General features: G+C 65.6%; 15 protein-coding genes and 1 tRNA gene. 7 read left to right on the forward strand and 9 right to left on the reverse strand.

Annotated features, from left to right (window positions below; genetic code table 11):
• Positions 1-14: 14 nt before the first annotated feature.
• From ASC76_RS17795 to ASC76_RS17805, 3 genes are read left to right on the forward strand one after another with little or no spacing between them, the layout of a single operon-like run.
• Complete coding sequence (locus ASC76_RS17795) at positions 15-1070, forward strand: phage major capsid protein (RefSeq protein WP_082549254.1); 1056 nt, start codon at positions 15-17, stop codon at positions 1068-1070.
• Positions 1071-1072: 2 nt separating this feature from the next.
• Entirely contained in the window at positions 1073-1477 is a 405-nt protein-coding gene (locus ASC76_RS25920) for a carbohydrate-binding family V/XII protein (RefSeq protein WP_200947172.1), read from the forward strand.
• Positions 1474-1719 (forward strand): hypothetical protein, encoded by a 246-nt coding sequence (locus ASC76_RS17805; RefSeq protein ID WP_056469358.1) that lies wholly within the window; start codon positions 1474-1476, stop codon positions 1717-1719. Before ASC76_RS25920 ends, ASC76_RS17805 begins: the two co-directional genes overlap by 4 nt.
• Before the next feature lie 585 nt (positions 1720-2304).
• On the opposite strand, the gene ASC76_RS17810 is transcribed toward ASC76_RS17805, so the two are convergent.
• The 7 genes from ASC76_RS17810 to ASC76_RS17830 form a co-directional block, all read right to left on the reverse strand.
• A complete protein-coding gene (locus tag ASC76_RS17810; RefSeq protein WP_056469361.1) occupies positions 2305-2718 on the reverse strand; it encodes a hypothetical protein in 414 nt (137 codons plus the stop codon).
• Positions 2719-3108: 390 nt separating this feature from the next.
• Positions 3109-3759, reverse strand: coding sequence for an Abi-alpha family protein (locus ASC76_RS24805; protein ID WP_162247138.1), 651 nt, complete (start codon positions 3757-3759; stop codon positions 3109-3111).
• 318 nt (positions 3760-4077) lie between these two features.
• Entirely contained in the window at positions 4078-4308 is a 231-nt protein-coding gene (locus ASC76_RS25460) for a hypothetical protein (protein WP_157615780.1), read from the reverse strand.
• A gap of 161 nt (positions 4309-4469) precedes the next feature.
• A tRNA-Ser gene (locus ASC76_RS17815) sits at positions 4470-4559 on the reverse strand.
• Between the two features lie 13 nt (positions 4560-4572).
• Entirely contained in the window at positions 4573-4941 is a 369-nt protein-coding gene (locus tag ASC76_RS17820) for a DUF2237 family protein (RefSeq protein WP_056469364.1), read from the reverse strand.
• Between the two features lie 20 nt (positions 4942-4961).
• On the reverse strand, positions 4962-5879 hold the full coding sequence (locus ASC76_RS17825; RefSeq protein WP_056469366.1) for an SPFH domain-containing protein: 918 nt from the start codon (positions 5877-5879) through the stop codon (positions 4962-4964).
• A gap of 24 nt (positions 5880-5903) precedes the next feature.
• Positions 5904-6335 carry an NfeD family protein gene (locus tag ASC76_RS17830; RefSeq protein WP_056469369.1) on the reverse strand — a complete coding sequence of 144 codons (432 nt, stop codon included), beginning with the start codon at positions 6333-6335 and terminating at the stop codon, positions 5904-5906.
• Between the two features lie 111 nt (positions 6336-6446).
• Between ASC76_RS17830 and ASC76_RS17835 the strand changes: the two genes are divergently transcribed.
• On the forward strand, positions 6447-8720 hold the full coding sequence (locus tag ASC76_RS17835; RefSeq protein WP_200947173.1) for an arginine/lysine/ornithine decarboxylase: 2274 nt from the start codon (positions 6447-6449) through the stop codon (positions 8718-8720).
• A gap of 10 nt (positions 8721-8730) precedes the next feature.
• Here the strand turns inward: ASC76_RS17835 and ASC76_RS17840 are convergent, their stop codons facing one another.
• Positions 8731-9690: a glucokinase gene (locus ASC76_RS17840; protein WP_056469372.1), complete on the reverse strand. Its 960-nt coding sequence runs from the start codon at positions 9688-9690 to the stop codon at positions 8731-8733.
• 11 nt (positions 9691-9701) lie between these two features.
• Positions 9702-10487, reverse strand: coding sequence for an enoyl-ACP reductase FabI (gene fabI / locus ASC76_RS17845; protein ID WP_056469375.1), 786 nt, complete (start codon positions 10485-10487; stop codon positions 9702-9704).
• Between the two features lie 215 nt (positions 10488-10702).
• Between fabI and rimP the strand changes: the two genes are divergently transcribed.
• From rimP to infB, 3 genes are all read left to right on the forward strand, one after another.
• Positions 10703-11293, forward strand: a complete 591-nt coding sequence (gene rimP / locus ASC76_RS17850) for a ribosome maturation factor RimP (RefSeq protein ID WP_235580503.1) — start codon at positions 10703-10705, stop codon at positions 11291-11293.
• Positions 11290-12768, forward strand: coding sequence for a transcription termination factor NusA (gene nusA / locus ASC76_RS17855; protein ID WP_056469381.1), 1479 nt, complete (start codon positions 11290-11292; stop codon positions 12766-12768). Before rimP ends, nusA begins: the two co-directional genes overlap by 4 nt.
• Before the next feature lie 72 nt (positions 12769-12840).
• Positions 12841-15690 (forward strand): translation initiation factor IF-2, encoded by a 2850-nt coding sequence (gene infB / locus ASC76_RS17860; protein WP_056469384.1) that lies wholly within the window; start codon positions 12841-12843, stop codon positions 15688-15690.
• Positions 15691-15734: the final 44 nt, after the last annotated feature.

Below are 15734 nucleotides of genomic sequence, written 5' to 3' on the forward strand. Positions count from 1 at the left end.
CGATCGGCTCTCAAATGGACTACGACTTTCCCGCCCGCGGTATTAACTTCGCTCGACGCGCTGCAGCGATGCTCGCCTCCATGCCTGGCGACGATCCGATCGCGTTCGCCGCGAAGCACTGGGGGGCGAAAAGCACCGTCGTGCAGGAGATGAAGGCGGCCATCAGCGGCGGCGAAACGACCGACGGCTCCGGCGCGCTCGTGATGAATGAATCGGTGGCCGAGTTCTTCGACACCGTCCGATCGCTCAGCATCCTCGGTCGCATGCAGGGCCTGCGACGGCTCCCCGCGCGGGTGCCGGTGCTGCTGCAGGCATCCGGATCGACGGCGTACTGGATCGGCGAGTCGAAGGCGATTCCGGTCTCGCGCACCGCGTTCAGTCGTGACACGCTCGACGTGTACAAGGTCGCAGCGCTCACCGTGTTTTCCCGCGAGATGGCCGCCTCAGCATCTGAGCGGGCCATTGCGGTCATCAAGAACGACTTGATCGAAGCCGGCGTCCGGCTGCTCGACCTCTCACTGATCGATCCGTCAGTCGCTGGAACCGCCGACGTTTCACCGGCGTCCATCACGCACGGGGTCACGCCGATCGCCTCGTCGGGCGACCTGGCCGACGACGTCGAGGCAGTGATTGCGGCGTTCACCGGCTCGCTGTTGACCGCCTCTTGGGTCATGTCGCCGCGCCTTGCAGCGCAGGCCGGCATTCGGGCTGGTGGCAAGGGCATTGCCGCTGACCTGGGCGCGCGTGGCGGCATGCTGGCGGGCTTGCCGGTGCTCACCAGCGAATCGGTCCCGCTGACCTCTGACGGCGGCATGCTGGCCCTGATTGATGCGTCAGGGATCGCTGTCGTCGAGGAAGGCATGAAGATTTCGCGCAGCACCGAGGCAATGGTCGAGATGAGCGACACGCCGACCGGCGCAACCGACACCCCGACCGCAGCGACTGCGAGCCGGGTCTCGCTGTTCCAGTCCGACAGCGCGGCGCTGAAGATGACGGCCCGGGTGAACTGGCTGCGCGCTCGCGCCGGTTCAGTCGTCGTGATCGAGGGCGCCAACTACGCGGCGGCCTGAGCATGGGCCGCTTCTTCGACAAGCCGGAGCGGATGGACCGCGCGTGGCGTGAAGCCGATCGCGCGGCAAAGAGTTATGCCGACGAGCACAAGGGCGCGCCCGATCCTGCAGACCGCGCTTCTCTGGGCATCGTGCACACCGGCGCGGTGGCATTCACTCAAGCAATGGCGAACGAGATTGCGCTGCGCACGCTGGAACTGACCGATGCGCTCGAGAAGCGCATCGAGGAGCTCGAGACAAAGCCTTTCGCATACGACGGCCCCCACGAGGTCGGCAAGACCTACGCAAAGGGCAACTTCGTCACGCACGACGGCTCGCTCTGGCATTGCAACTACAAGACCGCTAGCCGGCCTGGCGATGGCCCCGCTTGGACCCTTGCGGTCAAGCGCGGGAGGGATGCGCGATGACCTGGCAGCCGATCGCAAGCCACGGCGACACCGAACAGCAGGTCCTCGACGCGCTCGACGAACACTCTCGCGCGGAGATCACGCAGATGCGGATCGCGATGCGCGCTGAGGGCTGGCCGACCGATGCGATCGAGCGCGCCGCCGAGATCGTCGCAATGCACCATCGCGAGAACAACCGAAAGATGGCGCCCCCCATTCTTCGAAACATGGCTGTCAGCGCAGGCGCGGCGGCCATTCACTGATCCCGATGAACAACCCCAAACCTTCTCAACAGGCGCAGCGCAATGCCAATTAACACGACCTCGCTTTGGCTCGGCCCTCCAAGGGCATCACCGCTCAGATGGACCGTGTAAAGGCTGATCGAGTACACCGGCGCCGGGCCTTCTTGGTCAGCTTGAGCAGCTAGCGAGATGGGTCACTTCGAGGCCGGAAGCCGAGCCGGTGCAGGCAGACATTCAACAGAAACAGCGGCTGACGGTCGCGAGGCATTGACTACCCGCAACACCGTCTTCGCGTGTTCTTCACACTGCGCCTTCGTCTCATACGACTTACCGGCAGTCGTTGAAATCGATTCCCACTTTCCTTCAATTCGGGGTTGGCCTGCAAGCGCGGTGACTGTGAGGAGAAGCATCCATTCCATCGGATCAGCATAGCGCAGCCGACTGGGCTACCCGCCGGGCGCAGTGACCGCAGCGAATCAGACCAAAAACTTCGAACCTTTAATCATTTAGGTAAAGGAAAAAGGTATGCCTATCAAATGCAACGGCACCAGCTATGCGGAACCAACCATGAACGCAACGCAGCCGAGCGTTGTTGTGCGACAAAGCTCAACTGCTCGCAGAGGTCGCCCTCGCTTGAACCATTGCCGCGAACGCGTCGATGATGCCGTCGACAAGATCCGTCAGTCGCTCGAGAGTTTCAATGACTGGAAGGTCCGAGAGCGGGCCATCACGCGGGAACGTGAAGCGATGTTGCTCGGGCGACAGCACAGCAGTGGCGGTCTGAACACCGGGTGGAAGAAACAACTCACCCCTACCTTCCAAGCTGGACCTGCCAATGATGAGAGCTCGGTGCTTATCTTGAATGTCGAGTTGGTGAATCGACCATAGCAACTCGTTCCCGCCCTGATAGGGCGCAAATTTCTTCAAGAGTTCGACTGCATCGCCCCCGCAGTGTTTGAAGTTCTTTTTCTGGATTTGCTCTTGCAAGAGTGCGGCACTGCTGGAAAAGGGGAAGTACACGTTTCGATCTGGCTTACCTCGTATTCGAGCAAGCTCCGAGGCCATCAAGTCCAGTGACGTGCGAAGGTTATGAATGCAGTCTCCCAAGACAATTGCGGATCGCACGCCAGGTGACTTTTGTTCGCCGTTCAATCTGAGGCCTTCTCGGCCTTCGCGCATATAGCGAGTCACTTGGACTGTGAGCGGCGAGTCGGATAGAAAGCGCTCTAACTCGTTTGCGAGCTCAGTTTGCAGCAGCCTGGCTCTCGTTATGCGCCCTCGTGAACTCTCGAGCAGCGCTAGAGGTTCTTCACGCGCCGTCGCGTTGACCGCTCGCCACTTGTCAGCCATCGACTTGCGCGACAGTTCGACGAGATGATGTGTCCCTCCTCTTGATCGAGGCGACTCTCATCAGGCGGCTGAGGAAGATATTGGCGCTAGGTCGCCGCGATCGTTATTGACCACACTCGGTCCCTGCACTGCGGCAAGAAATGAGCGGCCATAGTCCGTCACTGAGAGGCACTCTACATTGGCGGCGTCATTCGCACTGGTTGTAATAGCCAGGTTCAGTCGAAAAAGGTTCTGCTGCGCCGCATTGATGTCGACGTGGGAACAGGCAAACGTCTGAGCATATTCCTGTCGAAGTCCATGCCACATCAGCTTGCCTCCTCGAGCGTGCAGAGTGGCGAGCATCTGCGCTTCGCGCGGCGTCAGCTCTGAGAGAACACGTGGGAAGCTTGGATGCGTGGCATTGCTGTCGCCGATCGCCGCATTTGCCAATAGTCCCGCCCACAGTGATTTGAGCGTCGGGTCTTGGACGAGGGAGGACCCCTCAAGGATCGGATACAACGTTTGGAAGGGGATTGCTTCAATCGATCCCTCGAGCCCGGCTTCCCTAATACGCGATGAAGCCTCTGCAACAGTGCTCCCCAACTCGCGAGCACGATAGGCTTTGGCTTTTGCACCGAGCACCTGCCCCAGTTCATCGGCGGCGGGACCAAACAGTCGTGTGAGCAAGCCGTCCGCTGACTTGACGGCCACATCGGCACTCGCCTTGAGCACGGCTCCTGTGAATGGATCTGTCACAACTCCTCCCCGTGATCGGTCTAACGGACCGTGCGTTTAACCTCGCAAAGAGGGGCAATCAGCGCTCTACCCTGATCGAGGGCGCGCAAATAGCTTCCTTCGCGATGGACTTCTTGACCTCATGGTCCCCGCGTACATCGTTGTACCGATAAGTGCATGTCGTGTTCGTTACGCCAGTCATCGAAGATCCGGGGCGCGAATCGACCAACTTGGCGGTCACAGGCTCTCTTGAGCCGCACGCTGCGACGTTAGCCGCTGCTATAGCGATGATGGCGAAAGGAATCCTCATGCCTCTCAAAGCTCGTCTTCGTCTACTAGGTTCATGCAACGCCCCAATGCAGTACGAGCAGCTTCGTTGGCACTGCCATACGCGCCGCCCATTTCGTCGAACGATGCACCATAGGGCTTCCCGGACCGGAACCCGGTGATCTCGGCTCGCGGCTCAAATTTGCCGTCTGAGCGGGGCTCACCCCATGCGGTGATAGTGAAGTTCTTGTAAGGGAAATCGATAAATTCTGGTTCCACGGCATTCCTCCACTGTCGGTCTGACGGACCGTGCGTTTGGCCCAAGGGGCGCACGCAGATGATCGCATCAGCGGGGATCACGACAGCGCACAGCGGATGGGGGGCTTTTAGGGGGGTAAGAAAGACAAACGGGCCGCAAAGGCCCGTGCTATCTAGTGTCTTGGCGGAGAGGGCGGGATTCGAACCCGCGGAGGGTTTTACCCCTCACACGCTTTCCAGGCGTGCGACTTAAACCGCTCATCCACCTCTCCGGAGGCCGCGAGTTTAGCCTACCGGATGAAGCGCATGCGCGCGCAGCCACGCGATCGGGACGAAGTCGAGCGCGCGCTCGTGGGTCGATTCGAGGATGACCGCGGGCGCGGCGCCGGCGTCGAAGGCTTCGCGCCAGCGCAGCGCGCACAGGCACCAGCGATCGCCGGCGTGCAGCCCGCGGAAGCGGTACTCCGGGCGGGGCGTGGACAGGTCGTTGCCGCGCCGCGCGGAGAACTCGAGGAACTCCTCGGTCACCTTGACGCAAATCACATGGCTGCCGGTGTCGTCTTCGGCCGTGTTGCAACAGCCGTCGCGGTAGAAGCCGGTCAGCGGGTCGTAGGAGCAGGGCACCAGCGCGGTGCCGAGGACATTGAAAGCCATCGTCGTTCTTCCTTGGCGGGTCAGGCGCCGCCTGGCGCCTTGCCCTTCATCAGGGCCATCGCGGTGCCGATCAGCGCCGAGACCTCGCTCATGTTGCCGGGCACGATCATCGTGTTGTTCTTCTGCGCGAGTTGCGCATAAGCCTCAACCGCCTTCTCGGCGACCTTGAGCTGAACCGCCTGCTCGCCGCCGGGCGAGCGGATCGCCTCGGCAACCTTGCGGATCGCTTCGGCGGTCGCGTCGGCCACCGCGACGATCGCCGCGGCCTCGCCCTGCGCCTTGTTGATCTCGGCCTGACGCTGACCCTCGGAGCGCGCGATGAAGGCCTCGCGCTCGCCGGTGGCGATGTTGATCTGCTCCTGCTTGCGGCCCTCGGAGGCGGCGATCAGCGCACGCTTCTCGCGCTCCGCGGTGATCTGCGCCTGCATCGAGTGCAGGATCGCGGCCGGCGGCGTCAGGTCCTTGATCTCGTAGCGCAGCACCTTGACGCCCCAGTTGGTCGCCGCCTCGTCCAGCGCCGCGACCACGGACATGTTGATGTGGTCGCGCTCCTCGAAGGTCTTGTCCAGCTCCATCTTGCCGATCACCGAGCGCAGCAGCGTCTGCGCCAGCTGCGTGATCGCGGAGATGTAGTTGGACGAGCCGTAGCTCGCCCGCATCGGGTCGGTGACCTGGAAGTAGATGATCCCGTCGACCTGCAGCTGGGTGTTGTCCTTGGTGATGCAGACCTGGCTCGGCACGTCGAGCGGTACTTCCTTCAGCGAGTGCTTGTAGGCCACTCGTTCGATGAAGGGCACGACGAACTTGAGGCCGGGCGTCAGGGTGCGGTCGTACTTGCCGAGCCGCTCGACGACCCAGGCGTTCTGCTGCGGCACGATCTTGATCGTGCGAATGACGAAGAGGGCGGCGATGACCGCGAGGATGAGCGCGACTTCCATGGGGACTTTCGAAGCGGAGTGATGTCAGAGCGGTGAGAGGACGAGCCAGTTGCCTTCGACGGCGCTGACGAGGTGCACACCGGGCGTGGCCGGTGCGCCGGGCGCGAGCCGTGCCGTCCAGCCCGAGCCACGGTACTGGACCCGGGTGGTGCCGTCGGCGGCCCAGGCGGTGACGGTGACGCGCTCGCCGATGTCGAGGTTGACGTCGCGGTTCTCGCGCGCGGGCGCCGATTGCGGCTGGTTGTAGCGGCGCCAGTGCCACAGCGCGGTGGCGCCGCCGCCGAGCAAGGCCGCGACCAGCACCTGGGTCGTCAGGCCGAAACCCAGTTGCGCGGCGACGGCACCGGCGGCCAGGCCGAGACCGATCATCAGCAGGTAGAACGTGCCGGTCGCGAGCTCGGCCGCCACCGCGATGCCGGCCGCAACCCACCACAGCGTGGCGATCGATAAATTCATGGTGTCGTCCTTCGGGCGGGGCCCGGCTGCAGTGTAGGCCGGCGCGTCATCTGCTGGCCCTACACTTCGCGCTTCGCGCTTTTTCCACGCCCCCGCACTCGAGGCCCGCCCATGCTGCGTTTCAATTTCCCGATCGTCATCATCGACGAGGACTTCCGCTCCGAGAACACCTCGGGCCTGGGCATCCGCGCGCTCGCCTCCGCGATCGAGAAAGAGGGCTTCGAGGTGCTGGGCGCGACCAGCTACGGCGACCTGTCGCAGTTCGCGCAGCAGCAGAGCCGCGCGAGCGCGTTCATCCTGTCGATCGACGACGAGGAGTTCACCGCCGGCCCCGAGCTCGATCCGGCGGTGCTGAACCTGCGCAAGTTCATCGAGGAAGTGCGCTTCAAGAACGCCGAGGTGCCGATCTACCTCTACGGCGAGACGCGCACCTCGCAGCACCTGCCGAACGACATCCTGCGCGAGCTGCACGGCTTCATCCACATGTTCGAGGACACGCCGGAGTTCGTCGCGCGCCACATCATCCGCGAGGCCAAGAGCTACATGGACGGTCTGGCGCCGCCGTTCTTCAAGGCGCTGGTCGACTACGCGCAGGACGGCTCGTACTCGTGGCACTGCCCGGGGCACTCGGGCGGCGTGGCGTTCCTGAAGAGCCCGGTCGGACGGATGTTCCACCAGTTCTTCGGCGAGAACATGCTGCGCGCCGACGTCTGCAACTCGGTCGACGAACTGGGCCAGCTGCTCGACCACACCGGCCCGATCGCGCAGAGCGAGCGCAACGCGGCGCGCATCTTCAACGCCGACCACTGCTTCTTCGTCACCAACGGCACCAGCACCTCGAACAAGATGGTCTGGCACCACGTGGTCGCGCCCGGTGACGTGGTCGTCGTCGACCGCAACTGCCACAAGTCGATCCTGCACGCGATCATCATGACCGGGGCCGTGCCGGTGTTCCTGCGGCCGACCCGCAACCACTACGGCATCATCGGCCCGATCCCCGAGAGCGAGTTCTCGCCGGCCGCGATCAAGAAGAAGATCGCCGCCAACCCGCTGCTCAAGGGCACCGACGTCAAGGGCGTGAAGCCGCGCATCCTGACGCTGACGCAAAGCACCTACGACGGCGTGCTCTACAACACCGAGACGATCAAGCACTCGCTCGACGGCTACATCGACACGCTGCACTTCGACGAGGCCTGGCTGCCGCACGCGGCGTTCCACACCTTCTACGGCACCTTCCACGCGATGGGCCGCAAGCGCGCGCGCCCGAAGAACCAGCTCGTCTTCGCGACGCAATCGACCCACAAGCTGCTGGCCGGCATCAGCCAGGCCTCGCAGGTGCTGGTGCAGGACTCGACCGAGCGCCAGCTCGACCGCAGCCTGTTCAACGAGGCGTACCTGATGCACAGCTCCACGAGCCCGCAGTACGCGATCATCGCGAGCTGCGACGTGGCCGCCGCGATGATGGAAGCGCCGGGCGGCCCGGCGCTGGTCGAGGAGAGCATCGCCGAATCGATGGACTTCCGCCGCGCGATGCGCAAGGTCGAGGCCGACTACGGCAAGAAGGACTGGTGGTTCAAGGTCTGGGGCCCGGACAAGATCGCCAAGGAAGGCATCGGCAAGAGCGAGGACTGGATCCTGAAGGCCGGCGCCAAGTGGCACGGCTTCGGCGACCTGGCCGAGGGCTTCAACCTGCTCGACCCGATCAAGTGCACGATCATCACGCCCGGGCTGGACATGTCAGGCAAGTTCGCCGATACCGGCATCCCGGCCGCGATCGTCACCAAGTTCCTGGCCGAGCACGGCGTGATCGTCGAGAAGACGGGCCTCTACTCGTTCTTCATCATGTTCACGATCGGCATCACCAAGGGCCGCTGGAACACGCTGCTGACCGCGCTGCAGCAATTCAAGGACGACTACGACCGCAACCAGCCGCTGTGGCGCATCCTGCCGGAGTTCTGCGCCGCGCACCCGCGCTACGAGCGCGTCGGCCTCAAGGACCTGTCGCAGGCGATCCACAAGATGTATGCCAAGGGCGACATCGCGCGGCTCACCACCGAGATGTACCTGTCCGACCTGCAGCCGGCGATGAAGCCGACCGATGCGTTCGCCTACATCGCGCACCGCAAGACCGAGCGCGTGCCGATCGACGAACTCGAGGGCCGCATCACGACCTCGCTGCTGACACCGTACCCGCCGGGCATCCCGCTGCTGATCCCGGGCGAGCGTTTCAACAAGAAGATCGTCGACTACCTGAAGTTCACGCGCGAGTTCAACGCCGCGTTCCCGGGCTTCGACACCGATGTGCACGGCCTGGTCGAGTCCGGCGACGACACCGGCGGTCACCTCTACTTCGTCGACTGCGTCGCCGCGGACGGCGCTGCCTGATGCGGCCGGACTAGAGCGCCCGCGCTGCCCCGAGCAGCGCGGGCGATACCTCGGCGTGGATCACGTAGACCGGGATCGACGCGAGGTAGCCGCGGAAGCGCCCCTTGTCCTCGAAGCACGCGCGAAAGCGCGAGCGCGCGAACGCATCACCCAGCCGCGGCACGATGCCGCCGCCGATGTAGACGCCACCGCGGGCCCCCAGCGTGAGCGCGAGGTTGCCGGCCACGTTGCCGAGGAAGGCGCAGAACAGGTCGAGCACCTCGACGCAGCGCGCGTCGCTGCCCGCCAGCCCGAGCCGGCTGATTTCGGCGGCGGTCGGCGGCGCGGCATCGTCGGCGCCGTCCAGGGTGCAGAGCGCCGCATGCAGGGCCTCGAGCCCCTGGCCCGACACCGCACGTTCGGCCGACGCGTGCCCGAAGCGCTCGCGCAGCACGCCCAACACGGCGGCCTCGCGGTCGTTCGTCGCCGCCAGCGTCACGTGACCCCCTTCGCCTTGCAGCGCGACCCAGCGGCCGGCCTCGCTGCCCGGCACCAGGCCGGACACGCCCAGCCCGGTCCCCGGACCGACCAACGCGATCGGCCCGCCGTCCACGGCCGCGGCGCCGCCGAGCTGCCGCAGGTCGCCCGGCGCCAGATCCGGGATCGCCAGCGCAAGCGCCGTGAAGTCGTTGATCACCACCAACCGCTCGAAGCCCAGTTCGCGACGGACCGCCTCGATCGAGAACGACCAGTGGCTGTTCGTCATCTGGACATGATCCCCGGTGATCGGGTTGGCGATGCCGATCGCGCACCAGGGCGGCGCGGCGCGCTCCAGGCCGTGCAGGTAGTGGGCGAGGGCGGCCGCAAGCGAGGGGTGGTCGGCGGTCGGGATGGTCGCGATGTCGCGCAGCGGCGCGCCGTCGCCGTCCTGCCAGGCAAAGCGGGCGTTGGTGCCGCCGACGTCGCCGAGGACTCTGGCCAGTTCGGTCATGTCGGGTCTCGTCAGGCGTCCGCCACGCCGCCCAGCGTCGCCTGGCTGAACCCGCCGTCGACGTAGGTGATCTCCGAGGTGATGCCGGCCGCCAGGTCGGACAGCAGGAACGCCGCCGCATTGCCGACGTCGTCGATCGTCACGTTGCGCCCGAGCGGCGAGTGCGCCGAGGCCTCGAGCATCTTGCCGAAACCCTTGATGCCCGCGGCGGCCAGCGTCTTGATCGGCCCGGCGGAGATGCCGTTGACGCGCACGCCCTTCGGCCCGAGCGAGGCCGCCAGGTAGCGCACGCTCGCCTCGAGCGAGGCCTTGGCCAGGCCCATCGTGTTGTAGTTCGGCATGCTGCGCAGCGCGCCGAGGTAGGTGAGCGTCAGCAGCGCGGCGCCGGGGCGCAGGTGCGGCGCGGCCACCTTGGCCATCGCCGGGAAGCTGTAGGCCGAGATGTCGTGCGCGATGCGGAACGACTCGCGCGACAGGCCGTCGAGGAAGTCGCCGGCGATCGCCTCCTTGGGCGCGAAGCCGATCGAGTGGACGAAGCCGTCGAACTGCGGCCAGGCCTGGGCCAGGCCGGCGAACATCGCGTCGATCTGTTCGTCGCTGGCGACATCGCAGTCGTAGACCAGGCTCGAATCGAACTCGGCCGCGAATTCCGTGACGCGGTCCTTGAAGCGCTCGCCGACGTAGCTGAACGCCAGTTCGGCGCCCTCGCGGCGACAGGCCCGCGCGATGCCGTAGGCGATGGAGCGGTTGGAGAGCACGCCCGTGATCAGAAAGCGCTTGCCGGCCAGAAATCCCATGTGGTCACCCCAGTGTCGTGTGGCGGCGGATTTTGGCATGGCCCCGGACGCGACTTATGCGTCTTGACAGCGCCGACGCTTGCCTGTAACCGCACCCCGGAGTACAATCCTCGTTTTGCTAGATAGCTAGAACTGGTCTTGTTACTGGTTAGATACTAGAGCGATCTTGGGCGGATTCATCCAGCCCTTTTTTTTTGGGCTTTCCTGATTAGGGCGTGCTTTTGACGAATTGGCAAAGTGCCGTTGAGCGCACTGTGACGGGCTTGGGTTACGACCTGGTCGACGCTGAAAAGAGCGCCGGCGGCTTGCTGCGTGTCTACATCGACAATTTGCCCCCGTCGGAGGCGTTCATCACGGTCGACGACTGCGAGAAGGTCACGCGCCAGCTGCAGCACGTGCTCGAGGTCGAAGGCTGTGCCTACGAGCGCCTCGAAGTCTCGTCGCCGGGTCTGGACCGGCCGCTGAAGAAGGCCGCCGACTACGCGCGGTTTGCCGGCCAGCAGGTCGAGATCACGCTGAAGTTGCCGTTCAAGGGCCGCAAGAAGTTCAGCGGCGAGCTGCAGGCGCTGGGCGAAGGCTGGCGGCTCGTGCTCGACGCGCCCAAGCCGACGCGCGGCGTGAAGCGCGCAGCGGCCGCGGCGAACGCGCCCGAGACGGATCAAGCCCTGGATTTTTCACTGGACGAAGTACGGGAGGCACACCTGGTGCCGGTGGTCGATTTCAAGGGCCGGCGTTTCGCCGCCCCCGAAGTCGCAGCCGGCGCGGGGCTCCCCGACGATGAAGTTGACGGAGGTCGTATTCAATGAACCGCGAATTGTTGATGCTGGTGGACGCCATCTCGCGCGAGAAGAGCGTGGATCTGGAAGTCGTGTTTGCGGCGGTCGAAGCGGCGCTCGCGTCAGCCTCGAAGAAGCTGCACGGCGGTGAGGTCGACATGCGCGTGTCGGTCGACCGCGAGAGCGGCGAATACGAGACCTTCCGCCGCTGGCACGTGGTGCCGAACGAAGCCGGCCTGCAGCTGCCCGACTCGGAGATCCTGCTGTTCGAAGCGCAGGAGCAGATCCCCGACATCGAGGTCGACGACTACATCGAGGAATCGGTCGAGTCCGTCTCGATCGGCCGCATCGGCGCGCAGGCCGCCAAGCAGGTGATCCTGCAGAAGATCCGCGACGCCGAGCGCGAGCAGCTGCTGACCGACTTCCTCTCGCGCGGCGAGAAGATCTTCGTCGGCACCGTCAAGCGCCTGGACAAGGGCGACATCATCGTCGAGCAGGGTCGCATCGAAGGGCGCCTGCGCCGCAGCGAGATGATCCCGAAGGAGAACCTGCGCTCCGGCGACCGCGTGCGCGCGTTCATCGCCGAGGTCGACCCGACCTTGCGCGGCCCGCAGATCCTGCTCAGCCGCAGCGCGCCGGGCTTCATGATCGAGCTGTTCGCGCAGGAAGTGCCGGAGATCGAACAGGGCCTGCTGGAGATCAAGAGCTGCGCCCGTGATCCGGGCTCGCGCGCCAAGATCGCCGTGGTCTCGCACGACAAGCGGGTCGATCCGATCGGCACCTGCGTCGGCGTGCGCGGTTCGCGCGTCAACGCGGTGACCAACGAACTCGCCGGCGAGCGCGTCGATATCGTCTTGTGGTCGGAAGATCCGGCCCAATTTGTGATCGGTGCCCTCGCGCCGGCGAACGTGCAGTCGATCGTCGTCGACGAGGAGCGCCACGCGATGGACGTCGTCGTCGACGAGGAAAACCTCGCGATCGCGATCGGCCGCGGCGGCCAGAACGTGCGCCTCGCCTCCGAGATGACCGGCTGGCGCATCAACATCATGACGGCGGAAGAGTCGGCCACCAAGCAGGCCTCCGAGTCCGACCATGTGCGCAAGCTGTTCGTCGAGAAGCTGGACGTCGATGCGGAAGTCGCCGACATCCTGATCAACGAGGGCTTTGCCAGCCTCGAGGAAGTCGCCTACGTCCCGATGCAGGAGATGCTCGAGATCGAGAGCTTCGACGAAGACACCGTCAACGAGCTGCGCACCCGTGCCAAGGATGCGCTGCTGACGATGGAGCTGGCCAAGGAAGAGGGCGTCGACGATGTCTCGCAGGATCTGCGCGACCTCGAAGGCCTGACGCCGGAGCTGATCGGCAAGCTGGCCGTGGGCGGCGTGCACAAGCGCGACGACCTGGCCGACCTGGCGGTCGACGAGCTGGTCGAGATGACCGAGGTCGACGAGGCGCAGGCCAAGGCGTTGATCATGAAGGCGCGTGAACACTGGTTCACCACCTGAACCAGCCGCACGCCTGACACGCCGGCCCGCTAGAACGACAGACTGCAGACGCAACACCAAGGAACGCAATACATGGCTTCGACCACCGTCGCCCAACTCGCCGCCGAGCTCAATCGCTCCGCCGCGGCGCTGCTCGAGCAGCTGCAGTCGGCTGGCGTCACGAAGGCGTCGACGGACGACTCGCTGACCGAGTCGGACAAGGAACGCCTGCTCGACCACCTGCGCGCGACCCACGGCACCGCCGCTGGCGCCGAGCGCAAGAAGATCACGCTGACCCGCAAGTCGACCAGCGAGATCAAGCAGGCCGACTCCTCCGGCAAGGCCCGCACGATCCAGGTGGAAGTTCGCAAGAAGCGCACCTTCATCAAGCGCGACGATGCGGCGCCCGCCGTCGAGGAACCGGTCGAGCCGGTGATCAGCGACGCCGAACTCGCCCGCCGCGAGGAAGAGGCTCAGGCCCAGGCGCAATTGCTGCGCCAGCAGGAGGCCGACCTGGCCGAGAAGCGCCGCGTGCGCGAGGAGCAGGAGGCCCGCGAACGCGAGGCCGCCGCTGCCGCCGCCCGTGAAGCCGCCGCCAAGCTCGCCGCCGAGCAGGCCGCCGCTGCGCTGGCCGCCGCCGTCGCACCGCCGCCCAAACCCAAGACGGTCGAGGAAGCCAAGGCGGATGCCGCCAAGGTCGCCGAAGCGCCTGCACCGGCGCCGGTCGAGGCGCCGAAGCCGGCGCTGCGCGTGATCAAGGCCGCCGACGTCGTCGACGAGGAGAAGCAGCGCGCGGCCGATCTGGCCAAGCGCCGCAAGGCCGCCGAGGACGAGGCCTCCGCCATCCGGGCGATGATGAACGCGCCGAAGAAGGTGCTGGTCGCGAAGAAGCCGGAAGAGGTCAAGCCGGCCGCGACCGAGATCAAGGGCACGATCCACAAGAAGGTCGGCGCGCCGGGCGCTGCCACGACCACCGCGGTCGCGAAGCCAGGCGACAAGAAGGCCGTCAAGTCCGAGAAGCTCTCGTCGAGCTGGGCCGACGACGCCAAGAAGCGCACGGCGCTGAAGCCGGGCCAGCGCGCACCGGCCGGTGGCAACCGCCCGGGCTGGCGCGCACCGCGTGTCGGCCGCCGCGGTGAGCGCAGCGACGGTTCGCAATCGACCTTCGTCGCGCCTCAGGAAGCCCAGGTGCAGGAAGTGCACGTGCCCGAGACGATCAGCGTGGCCGACCTGGCGCACAAGATGTCGGTCAAGGCGTCCGAGGTCATCAAGCAGCTGATGAAGCTGGGCCAGATGGTCACGATCAACCAGCAGCTGGATCAGGAAACCGCGATGATCGTGGTCGAGGAAATGGGCCACACCGCGTTCGCGGCGAAGCTCGACGACCCCGACGCGTTCCTCGAGGAGGAAGTGACCGACGCCGCGCACGAAAGCCTCCCGCGCGCCCCGGTCGTGACCGTGATGGGCCACGTCGACCACGGCAAGACCTCGCTGCTCGACTACATCCGCACCTCGCGGGTGGCGGCGGGCGAGGCCGGCGGCATCACCCAGCACATCGGCGCGTACCACGTCGACACGCCGGGCGGCATGATCACCTTCCTCGACACCCCGGGTCACGCGGCCTTCACGGCGATGCGCGCGCGCGGCGCCAAGGCGACCGACATCGTGATCCTGGTGGTCGCGGCCGACGACGGCGTGATGCCGCAGACCAAGGAAGCGATCCACCACGCGAAGGCGGCCGGCGTGCCGATCGTCGTCGCGATGAACAAGATCGACAAGCCCGACGCGAACATCGAGCGTCTGAAGTCCGAGCTGGTGGCCGAGCAGGTCGTGCCAGAGGATTTCGGCGGCGATTCGCCGTTCGTGCCGGTCTCGGCGCGCACCGGCCAGGGCATCGACAAGCTGCTCGAGCAGGTGCTGCTGCAGGCCGAAGTGCTGGAGTTGAAGGCCGCGAAGGACTCGATGGCCAAGGGCATCGTGATCGAAGCGCAGCTCGACAAGGGCCGCGGCCCGGTCGCGACCGTGCTGGTGCAAAGCGGCACGCTCAAGCGTGGCGACGTGGTACTGGCCGGCTCGAGCTTCGGCCGCGTTCGCGCGATGCTGGACGAGAACGGCAAGCCGATCACCGAGGCCGGCCCGTCGATTCCGGTCGAGATCCAGGGCCTGACCGAAGTGCCGCAGGCCGGCGACGAGTTCATGGTGCTGGGCGACGAGCGACGGGCGCGCGAGATCGCGACCTTCCGCCAGGGCAAGTACCGCGACGTGAAGCTGGCCAAGCGCCAGGCCGCGAACCTCGAGAACATGATGGAGCAGATGGGCCAGGGCGCGACCCAGACCCTGCCGCTGATCATCAAGGCCGACGTTCAAGGCTCGCAGGAAGCGCTGGCGCAATCGCTGCTCAAGCTCAGCACGGCCGAGGTCAAGGTGCAGATCGTGCACGCCGCGGTCGGTGGCATCAGCGAGTCGGACGTCAACCTGGCGATCGCCTCGAAGGCCGTCATCATCGGCTTCAACACGCGCGCCGATGCCGGCTCGCGCAAGCTGGCCGAGAACAACGGCGTCGACATCCGCTACTACAACATCATCTACGACGCGGTCGACGAGGTGAAGGCGGCGATGACCGGCATGCTGGCTCCGGAGCAGCGCGAAGAGGTCATCGGCACGGCCGAGATCCGCACGGTGTTCGTGGCGTCCAAGATCGGTACGGTCGCGGGCTCGATGGTCACGGCGGGCCTGGTCCGTCGCGGCGCGCGCTTCCGCCTGCTGCGCGAGAACGTGGTCGTCTACACCGGCGAAGTCGAATCGGTGCGCCGCCTGAAGGACGACGTGCGCGAAGTGGCGTCGGGCTTCGAGTGCGGTATCAAGCTCAAGAACTACAACGACATCAAGGAAGGCGACCAGCTCGAATTCTTCGAGGTCAAGGAAGTGGCCCGAACGCTGTAAGGCGGTTTTGGTCTCGTCCCGAACCCCGCCCTCCACAAGACGGC

Source organism: Rhizobacter sp. Root404 (assembly GCF_001425865.1).
Classification (GTDB): domain Bacteria; phylum Pseudomonadota; class Gammaproteobacteria; order Burkholderiales; family Burkholderiaceae_C; genus LMDS01.